Below are 9,544 nucleotides of genomic sequence, written 5' to 3' on the forward strand. Positions count from 1 at the left end.
CGTATGATTTACAAATTTCGGTCATTAAATATAAAAACCGCCTTCAGCAGACGGTTTTGTGGTTATGAGACTGCATCTGCAGTTTTTTTCGTTTGCTGGACGATGCATCGGCCTCTGCCATGCGGAATACATAAAGGTGTCCCGAATAGAGGATCTGTTGTGACCTGGCAGTTCATTTCAAAAACATGTCTGACCATATCACAGCTGATCACTTCTTCAGGTTTACCCTGCTGAAATACTTTTCTGTCTTTTACAGCAATTAGATTATGTGCGTATCTGCACGCAAGATTTAAATCATGAAGCACCATCACGATTGTACGGTTTTCACGTTCATTTAATTCAAATAATAGATCCAGAATTTCAATCTGGTGTGTCATATCCAGGTAAGTTGTCGGTTCATCAAGCAGGATAAGATCTGTATCCTGTGCAAGTGTCATAGCGATCCATGCGCGCTGGCGCTGTCCACCGGAGAGTTCATCAACGAATCTGTCCTGAAGCTCTGTCATGCCAGTTGAAGCGAGTGCTTTTTCAACGGCTTCCTCATCTTTTTTAGACCACTGTTTTAAGAAGCCCTGATAAGGATATCTTCCCTGCTTCACAAGCTGAAGTACGGTTAGACCTTCAGGCGCAACAGGTGACTGTGGTAAAATCGCCATTTCCTGCGCTACTTTCCGCGAAGAATATTGATTAATCTCTTTTCCGTTCAGCAGTACATCTCCGTCATGCGGTTTCAGCAGACGGGCCATTGAACGCAGCAGTGTTGACTTGCCGCAGCCGTTCCCGCCGATCAGAACAGAAATTTCACCTTTTGGAATTGTCAGATCAAGCTCTTCTATAATAATGGAATCTCCATATCCAAGCGTTAATGATTGAGTTTTTAACATCTAATCCGATCTCCTTTAGCTTCCTTCGCAGACTTTTGTAACTGAGTTATCTTCAGTCTAGCTTGTTTTTCCGTATGAGTCAATGAGTTTGAGAATCATTATCATTAATTTTATACTTTGCGTTTTGTGATGAAAACTTTTATCATCTCATTATGGAGGGATGAACATGCAAGGAATTAAAAATAATGATCAATTTAAAGAAACAGTAAATAAAGATGAGCCGGTAATCGTGAAATTCACTGCAGACTGGTGTCCGGATTGCCGGAGAATGGATATGTTTATTGACGATATTATGGATACTTACAATCAATACGGCTGGTACGAGCTTAACCGTGATGAGCTGCCGGAAATTGCTGATGAACAGGAAGTGATGGGGATTCCGAGTCTTCTGATTTTCCAAAACGGTGAAAAGAAAGCTCACCTTCATTCAGCAAATGCCAAAAGCCCTGAACAGGTAAAAGAGTTCTTAGACGCTCAAAAATAAGCCAGAGGAGAGGTCCGCCATGACAGCCAGAACGATTCACGTCAATGAAGTCCCTGTCTCAGCTTCAGTCATCGCATTTGATAAAGACGGTACGCTGTTTCAGGCAGAGCCATTTTGGAAAGCTTTGAATAAAGAGCGGAAAAAGCGTTTCGTCTCATTGACAGGCCTTCACCACGGCGAAGAATGGGACAGGATCATGGGCGTCAATGAAACAGGAGTCGACCCGGCCGGACTGCTGGCTGTCGCAAGTGAAACGGAAGAAAAAACAGTCATTGCTGCACTCCTGTACAGACATACACAAAAGCCATGGATTGAATCGCTCGCACTTGCAGAGAAGCTGCTTACCGACAGCAACGATTCTCTGAATATCGAAGAAGCATTCACACCTGTCCAGGGCGCAGCCAGTCTTTTAAATGATCTGAAACGGGCAGGATATATTATTGGCATCGCCACTTCAGACAACCGTAAGCGTACACTTGCCTGTCTTAATCTTCTCGGGTTTCATGACGCTGACTTTATCGTTACACCCGAAGACGTTAAGCATGGCAAGCCATCACCTGATATGCTTGAAAAAATATGTCGTGACTTTACCGTTCCACATGACGAAGTGTTAATGATCGGGGACAGTACAGTTGATTGTATGATGGCCAAAGCTGCAGGATGTAAAAGTATTGGCGTGAATGAAAATGATGATATCAGAGAGGAACTTGCTTCGATATCGGACTTTACGCTGAATAGCGTGAATGACATATGTGTGAGTTGGGACTCATAGCGTATATGCAGACCCGGAAAGTGTTCATATTGAACCTTTCCGGGTTTTTGTTTTGGGGTGGCTGGGGACGGTGCCGCACCCATTTCATGCTTTTAAGAAATCAAAATACTTTATCCTAAGGGCACGGCGCAGTGCCCGGATGTCGCATATCGCTCAGCGAAAGTCGTATTCAGCTGCTCGAAGGTCTGATACACCCGGGTTGGCGGTCGCATTGTCGCCGGGGAAGGTCGTATGAGCACAAGCGAGTGTCGTATCTGCACAAGTGGGCGTGGCGTAGATCCGGGTCTACGCTCCCCCCTCCTCTGCTTCCAAAACAAAAAACACATCCCGGCACCTTCATTCTTGACACAACTGTCGGTTTTGTGAAAAAGTTAGTCTATCAACAGAACAATTGGAGGTGCAACCATGTTTGAATGGGTGCTGAAACGATCAAAAATATTTATGATTTTATTTGTATTATTCCTTATTGTCGGTGTACTGACGTTTCTGCAACTGCCACAGCGGGAAATTCCGGAAACGTCGATTAACATCTCGACCATTTCCACTCCGTACCCCGGGGCAACACCTGAAACGGTGGAACGAACCGTCACAAATCCGATTGAACGGAATCTTGATGGCTTAGATGGTGTCGAGAGCGTATCGTCTTCATCAGCTGCAGGATTCTCACAGATTATCGTGGAGCTGACGGGTGGCGCTGATAAGCAGGAAACACTTTCAGCGATTAGACAGGAAGTATCTGATGCCTCTTCCGGGTTCCCTGAAGAAGTACTTGAATCTACTGTCAGCGAAGCCGCTGCAAACTTCCCTGTCTCATCTTATATGCTGACTGCTGAAAGCCGTGAAGATTTCGAAGGCTTACGATCAGTGATGAATACATGGGAAGAAGAGCTGACTGCTGTACCCGGCATTTCAGGTGTGACAGTTAAAGGTGTTCAGGAAGAAGAAATTATACTTACTTTAAACAGTGAGGATCTCGGGGAAAACGGTCTTGCCTTCCCTCAGGTACTGACAGCGATTGAAGAAGAATTCAACCCTGTTCCGCTTGGCAAACAGGAACAGGAAGATACCATTTATCAACTATCTATTGAATCCTATTCATCTGTGGATGAAATGGAGCAGGTTGTAATCGGACAGAACCCCGCAGGTGAAGCTGTGCTGCTTGGTGATGTGGGAACGATTGACATACAGCCGAAAGAAACTGAAGACCTGATCACTTTTAATGGTCAGCCTGCGGTTTCTGTTACAACATACTTAGAATCAGGCGAAGATATTCCTTCAGTCAGTGAAGCAGCTGAGGGGAAAGTTGCTGAACTTGAAGAACTGTTGCCTGACAATATTACACTCGAACCTTATTATTCACAGGCAAATCTTGTGAATGACATATTCCAGGGGCTGTTTTTCTCTCTTGCCATTGCCGTTCTTGCGGTTATTGTGACAAGTTCACTTGGCCTGACTGCAGGTGGTGCGATCGTCGTTGCGATTGCTGTACCAATGTCAGTGCTGATGGGAATTATCCCGCTGCCTGGGGCTGGCGTTGACCTGAATCAGATCTCAGTGATCGGGGTCATCATTGCACTTGGTATTCTTGTTGATGACTCAATTGTAGTCAATGATAATATTCAGCGCAGATTCAAGCTTGGTGATAAAGCACTTCCGGGTGTTGTCACGGGTGTAAAAGAAGTTTGGGTATCAATTGTGACTTCTTCACTGGCAATTGTATTCACCTTCCTCCCTCTTGTTTTCCTTTCTGGAGGAAATGGTGACTTTATCAGAGCGTTGCCTACTGTATTGATTACAACGATTATCGCTTCAACAATCGTTGCTCTATTACTGGTACCAATGCTTCGCTACACGTTTTACCGCAACACCTCTAAAAAAATGTCAGATTCACCGGGACTGCTTGGCAAACCGCTGAATGCAATTGCTGATTTCTATGCAGACCGTATTTTGAGAAAAACGGCTAAAAAGCCTTTATTAACAGGTGCAGTCGGTTTGATCGTTACAACGCTGCTATTCGGACTAGTCGTACTGACTCCGTTCGAGTTTTTCCCTGCAGCTGACCGCGAAGAAGTAACCGTTGATGTAACGCTTCCAATCGGTACGCCGCTTGAAGAGACTGAAAGCACACTGCTTGAAATGGCAGACCTACTTGCGCAGGATGAAGGCGTATATGAAACTAGCGTCTTTGCCGGAACGGGACTGCCGAATCTTTTCAACAGCTCACTCAATACAACAGGTGAATATACAGGACAGATCGTTGCGAGGGTTGACCGTGAAAATCAGACAGCCCAGGGCTTGATCGAAGACTGGACAGATGAACTGAGAAGCCAGTATCCTGATGCAATCATATTCATGAATACAATTGAACAGGGGCCACCATCAGGAGCACCTGTAACCGTTACTGTAAAAGGACCTGAACTTGAGGAACTTACATCCATTCGTGATGATGTCATGACACAAATTGAGGACCTGGGCGTTGATTTAGTGCTTGATAACATTGGAGAAGAACAGCCAGTGATATCATATGTACCTGACAGGGCCGCTCTAGAAGAAAATGACATCAGTATTCAGTCCATCAGCCAGCAGATCCGCCTTGTCACTGAAGGCATTCCAATGGCTTCGTTTGATGATGGCGTTGTGCAGCGCGATATGAAGGTACTCGTTGATCCGGTTGAAGAAGGACAGGAAATTCCGCTTGATGAGATCGAAGTCGCTGCCCAGTCGCAGCAGGGTCCTCCTCAGCTGATCCCGCTTTCTGACCTTGTTACAGCTGAAGAAACGTCCCAGCTGCAGCGGATTCAGCATGAAGAGGGTGAACGCGCGATTACAATCCGTGCTTTCCCTGGAGATGTGGAAGATCTTGAAGCAAAAACAACTGATATCGTTGAAGACGTCCGCTCATCCCTGGGTGAAGAATACTCACTCACGATCGGTGGGGAAAATGAAGCACAGAATGACTTCTTCTCAGAGATCATTTTATTATTTACAATTGTCATCTTTCTTGTCTACCTGCTGATTGCTTTCCAGTTCAACTCTCTGTCACTGCCATTCCTTGTACTGACAGCAGTGTACCTGGCAATTGCAGGGGCAATTCTTGGACTGTTTGTCACGCAGACGCCGATCAGCTTCCTTGCTGTTATGGGTATGGTTTCACTGACAGGTATCGTGGTGAGGAACTCAGTTGTTCTCATTGACTTTATCGAACAGGGTGTTGCCAGTGGCATGAAGGTTATGGATGCCGTGATTGAATCAGGACGCGTCAGAATCCGTCCGATTGTACTGACTGCGCTCACATCCATTGTAGCCCTGATCCCTGTTGCAGTAAGCGGAGATGCACTCTTTACACCACTTGCGGTTACAATCATTGCAGGTATCGCATTCTCCACACTGCTGACATTGATTATTGTTCCAATGCTCTACCTTGTATTCCTGCGTTTCAGACGTAAAGGGAAAGAATTGAAAAAGAGCGGTCAATATTAATTGAGCCGGAGCCGTCCTATCGGGACGGCTCTTTTGTTTTGTGCTTATATTTCTAATCGCCTTCCCCCTTTTGTTATAATGAACCGTGAATGCTTGTAAAAAGGAGATCGCGATGAATATCATGCTGACTGGAGCTACAGGATTTGTAGGCTCTAAATTAATGCTTTCGCTTTTAGATAAAGGACACACCCTCTACCCAGTCGTACGAAGCAGAAAAAAGATTAATCAATTCATAGAAAAAATTCCGTCAGATCAGACTGAAAGAATCCATCCTGTCGAAGGCGATATTACACAGCCTGACTTTGGCATAACTGAAGCTGAATCACTGAACGGAAAAATTGATATTTTGTACCATACCGCTGCTTTTCTATCATTTGACCCAAAAGATCGTGAAAAGACGTTCACAGCCAATGTGGATGGCACGGCCCATGCGCTTGAGTTAGCAGAAAAACTGCAGATCCCTGCACTTTATCACGTGAGTACTGCTTATACGTCAGGCCTTTCAGATATAGCAGCAGAGGAGATTCACTCAACAGAAAGAGCATTTGTAAATGATTATGAAGAAAGTAAAAACCATGCTGAACACATTGTCTGGGAAAAGCGGAATGAGATGAAGATCAGTATTTTCAGACCTTCAATCATTGTGGGTGACACAAGTACCGGCGAAGCTGACACAACGTTTGCGTTATACGGCCTGCTAAAAGCTGTAGCGCTGTTGAAAAAGCTGATCGCACGCGGACGGGTCAGTGAGGATAAAATGATTAAGCTGCTCTGTGATCCCGAAGCTGCCAATAATGTCGTCCCAGTTAATTATGTAGTGGACGTCCTGACAGCAGCTGCTGATCATGCTGAAGCGGGCACCATTTATCACATTTCAAACAATAAAGCACCGGATAATGCAACTGTGATGGAATGGATCAGAGAGGAAAGCGGCGTGGAAAACCTGTCAGTAACAGCAGATGCAGTCGATCTATCTGAGGAGGATGCAGTGATCAACGCACCGATGAGTGTGTTTCATTCGTACCTTTCAAGAACGGTTGTGTTTCAGGATCCAAACACGAAAGCCTTACTTGAAGCTGCAGGCTATCCGGCGTTTGAATTAACTGACCAGCAATATCAGATGCTGATCAGCACGTATTTCAAAGAAAATTAAATATCTTCATGAGAAGCTGTGACGATAATGTCACAGCTTTTTTATATGATTCTGATATCTGCCACAAATTTTTCTCAACAAATTCAGGAGTTTTATGCTGATATAATCTTTCGAGTAACTAATGGAAATCACTTTAACACACCAACGCATATACTTGCTAAAGTAAAGCGTTTTTCCATTTTTATGCTTGGAAATGAATATTCATATTTTGTATATTCAATGTATAAATAATTCCAATTAACGCTTCTAAAACACTTATAAATCAATATTCTTTCCTGTAATCTCCTATTTACAATGAATAATAATTTTTATATATTATACAACATTCAAATAATTTAGACTTATGAGGTGATTAAATTGCAGGGAATGATTGATTCGATTAACAATGTTTTATGGACGTATGTATTAATTGCAGTGTTACTTGGAGCTGGTGTTTACTTTACGATTGCCACAAGATTTGTGCAGTTCAGGTATTTAAAAGAAATGGTGAAAGTACTTGGTGACAAGTCTGTTGTGCCAAACGGTATGAAGAGTATCAGCTCATTTAAATCATTTTCAATCGGGGCTGCTACAAGAATTGGTACAGGAAATCTTGCCGGTGTTGCAGTCGCCATTGTCATTGGCGGACCCGGAGCTGTGTTTTGGATGTGGATCGTGGCACTTCTCGGAGGTGCGACGAGCTTCATTGAGAGCACACTGGCACAGGTGTATAAAGTAAGAGATGGCAGTGCATACAGAGGCGGACCCGCTTATTATATTGAGCGCGGTCTGAATAAAAGATGGCTGGGCATTATTTTCGCGGTCCTCATTGCGATTACTTTCGGATTGATTTTTAATTCAGTGCAGAGTAATACGATTTCCCTGGCATTTGAAAGTGCTTTTGGCATTGATCGTCTGATTGTTGGCGGGATCGTGACTGTGTTAACGGGTCTGATTATATTCGGAGGCGTACACCGGATTGCCAGCTTTTCGAGTGTGATTGTACCTGTGATGGCGGTTTTATATATCGTCATTGCGCTTGTCGTCATCGTCATGAATTTCTCACAGATTCCTGCTGTATTTATGACAATTATTAATAGCGCGTTCGGGTTTGAACAGGCGCTTGGCGGCGGTATTGGTGCTGCCATTATGCAGGGCGTCAGACGTGGACTTTTCTCCAACGAAGCCGGTATGGGTAGTGCACCAAACGCAGCAGCGACTGCAAACGTCAGCCACCCCGCCAAACAGGGCTTCATTCAGACGCTTGGCGTGTATGTCGATACGCTGATTGTATGTTCTGCGACAGCTTTTATCATTCTGGTCAATACTGATTATCAGGCAAGCGGACTTGAGGGAATTGAATTGCTTCAAAGCTCCCTGAGTGCACAGGTTGGTGACTGGGCAGGTATCTTTATCGCACTTGCCATCTTTATGTTCGCATTCAGTTCCATTATCGGCAGCTATTATTATGGTGAAACAAATATTGAGTTTATTAGGAAAAACAAAACTGCCCTCAACGTTTACCGCGTTCTGACGATGGGACTTGTGATGTTTGGTTCATATGCAAGTCTTGGCATGGTATGGAGTATGGCGGATGTGTTTATGGCGCTTATGACGCTCATTAATATGATTGGTATTGTGCTGCTGAGCGGTATTGCCATTAAAGTGCTGAAAGATTATGAAGCGCAGCGTCGTATGGGACTTGACCCTATTTTCAAACCAACCTCACTGGGCATTAAAAACACTGATTGCTGGGAAGAAGTACACGAGACATTTACGAAGGAGAAGGATGAAAAAGTTTCATAACATAAGGAAATTCCGGGACAATGAATGTCCCGGAATTTTTTCTGGTTATACGTCACATGAATCGTCTGTGCAGGCATTTCCCTGTCCGCCAACGTTAACAAGAGGTGACTGATTGGTTTCTTCCCATACTTTTTCAAGTGCCTGGGTAAATACCTCATCAGGCTGTGCCCCTGAGATCGCGTATTTATTTTCAAGCACGAAAAACGGTACACCGGATACACCGATCTGTGCGGCTTTCTGAATATCTGCGTTCATCTCAGCAGCGTACTGATCTGATTCAAGTACTTCACGTGCCTTCTCACCATTAAGACCAGCTTCCTCTGCAATGGCAACAAGCTGATCATGATCGCCAATATGCTTGGATTCAAGGAAATAAGCACTTAACAGCTTTTCAGTGAGCACGCCGTCTTTTCCGTGTTCAGCAGCAAAGTGCGTCAGTCTGTGCGCATCCTGCGTATTCGTGCGCTTCATTTTTGAAAAGTCATAATCCAGGCCGACTTCTTTCGCCTGTGCGACTACATTGTTTGTCATGTCAACTGCCTGATCGTAAGACATACCATACTTTTTCGCAAGTGCTGAAACAGTATCTTCACTTGCATTCTTAGGCGCGTCCGGATCAAGCTGGAAGCTGCGGTAGACGACTTCGACCTGATCTTTATGCTCAAAGTTGTTCAGTGCATGTTCAAGTTTTCTCTTACCGATATAGCAAAATGGGCAAACGTAATCTGACCATACTTCAATTTTCATAGGTGAATCCCTCCTGATGTGTTGATAGTGTTATCTTACAATGTTTGTTTTGGTTTATCGAAGGATCTGCTTGTAGAGAGGTGTGGTGGTTCGGAGAAAAATGTGGTGGGTTCGGAGGATAAAGGTAGGTCTTCATAGAAAAGAGGTAAGCGTCAAAGCATTCACACGTTGATTACTTTCATGGTCATATTTGAGGCAACAGAAAAGCCGTACCCTTCCGGGACGGCTTTTCTCTAATG

The 9,544-nt window shown here is 44.3% G+C and carries 7 protein-coding genes; 5 read left to right on the forward strand and 2 right to left on the reverse strand.

Annotated elements, in window-relative coordinates; all coding sequences use genetic code 11:
* Window positions 1–62: 62 nt before the first annotated feature.
* Window positions 63–884 carry an ABC transporter ATP-binding protein gene (locus tag JOD21_RS17870; protein ID WP_204730875.1) on the reverse strand — a complete coding sequence of 274 codons (822 nt, stop codon included), beginning with the start codon at window positions 882–884 and terminating at the stop codon, window positions 63–65.
* 166 nt (window positions 885–1,050) lie between these two features.
* Here JOD21_RS17870 and JOD21_RS17875 point away from each other — a divergent pair, with 166 nt between their 5' ends.
* From JOD21_RS17875 to JOD21_RS17895, 5 genes are all read left to right on the forward strand, one after another.
* Window positions 1,051–1,368 (forward strand): thioredoxin family protein, encoded by a 318-nt coding sequence (locus JOD21_RS17875; RefSeq protein ID WP_204730876.1) that lies wholly within the window; start codon window positions 1,051–1,053, stop codon window positions 1,366–1,368.
* 19 nt (window positions 1,369–1,387) lie between these two features.
* Entirely contained in the window at window positions 1,388–2,140 is a 753-nt protein-coding gene (locus JOD21_RS17880; RefSeq protein WP_204730877.1) for an HAD family hydrolase, read from the forward strand.
* 405 nt (window positions 2,141–2,545) lie between these two features.
* Window positions 2,546–5,620 carry an efflux RND transporter permease subunit gene (locus JOD21_RS17885; protein ID WP_204730878.1) on the forward strand — a complete coding sequence of 1,025 codons (3,075 nt, stop codon included), beginning with the start codon at window positions 2,546–2,548 and terminating at the stop codon, window positions 5,618–5,620.
* A gap of 112 nt (window positions 5,621–5,732) precedes the next feature.
* Window positions 5,733–6,773 (forward strand): SDR family oxidoreductase, encoded by a 1,041-nt coding sequence (locus JOD21_RS17890; RefSeq protein WP_204730879.1) that lies wholly within the window; start codon window positions 5,733–5,735, stop codon window positions 6,771–6,773.
* 366 nt (window positions 6,774–7,139) lie between these two features.
* Window positions 7,140–8,558, forward strand: coding sequence for an alanine/glycine:cation symporter family protein (locus tag JOD21_RS17895; protein ID WP_204730882.1), 1,419 nt, complete (start codon window positions 7,140–7,142; stop codon window positions 8,556–8,558).
* Between the two features lie 45 nt (window positions 8,559–8,603).
* Here JOD21_RS17895 and JOD21_RS17900 read toward each other — a convergent pair whose 3' ends face one another.
* Window positions 8,604–9,305, reverse strand: coding sequence for a DsbA family oxidoreductase (locus JOD21_RS17900; RefSeq protein ID WP_204730880.1), 702 nt, complete (start codon window positions 9,303–9,305; stop codon window positions 8,604–8,606).
* Between the last annotated feature and the right edge of the window lie 239 nt (window positions 9,306–9,544).

It is taken from the genome of Jeotgalibacillus terrae, from assembly GCF_016908195.1.
GTDB lineage: Bacteria > Bacillota > Bacilli > Bacillales > Jeotgalibacillaceae > Jeotgalibacillus > Jeotgalibacillus terrae.

What these genes read in the sequence shown, in the direction of transcription:
- JOD21_RS17870 (WP_204730875.1), bottom strand. Translation starts at nt 884, where the DNA reads ATGTTAAAAACTCAATCATTAACGCTTGGATATGGAGATTCCATTATT.
- JOD21_RS17875 (WP_204730876.1), top strand. Translation starts at nt 1,051, where the DNA reads ATGCAAGGAATTAAAAATAATGATCAATTTAAAGAAACAGTAAATAAA.
- JOD21_RS17880 (WP_204730877.1), top strand. Translation starts at nt 1,388, where the DNA reads ATGACAGCCAGAACGATTCACGTCAATGAAGTCCCTGTCTCAGCTTCA.
- JOD21_RS17885 (WP_204730878.1), top strand. Translation starts at nt 2,546, where the DNA reads ATGTTTGAATGGGTGCTGAAACGATCAAAAATATTTATGATTTTATTT.
- JOD21_RS17890 (WP_204730879.1), top strand. Translation starts at nt 5,733, where the DNA reads ATGAATATCATGCTGACTGGAGCTACAGGATTTGTAGGCTCTAAATTA.
- JOD21_RS17895 (WP_204730882.1), top strand. Translation starts at nt 7,140, where the DNA reads ATGATTGATTCGATTAACAATGTTTTATGGACGTATGTATTAATTGCA.
- JOD21_RS17900 (WP_204730880.1), bottom strand. Translation starts at nt 9,305, where the DNA reads ATGAAAATTGAAGTATGGTCAGATTACGTTTGCCCATTTTGCTATATC.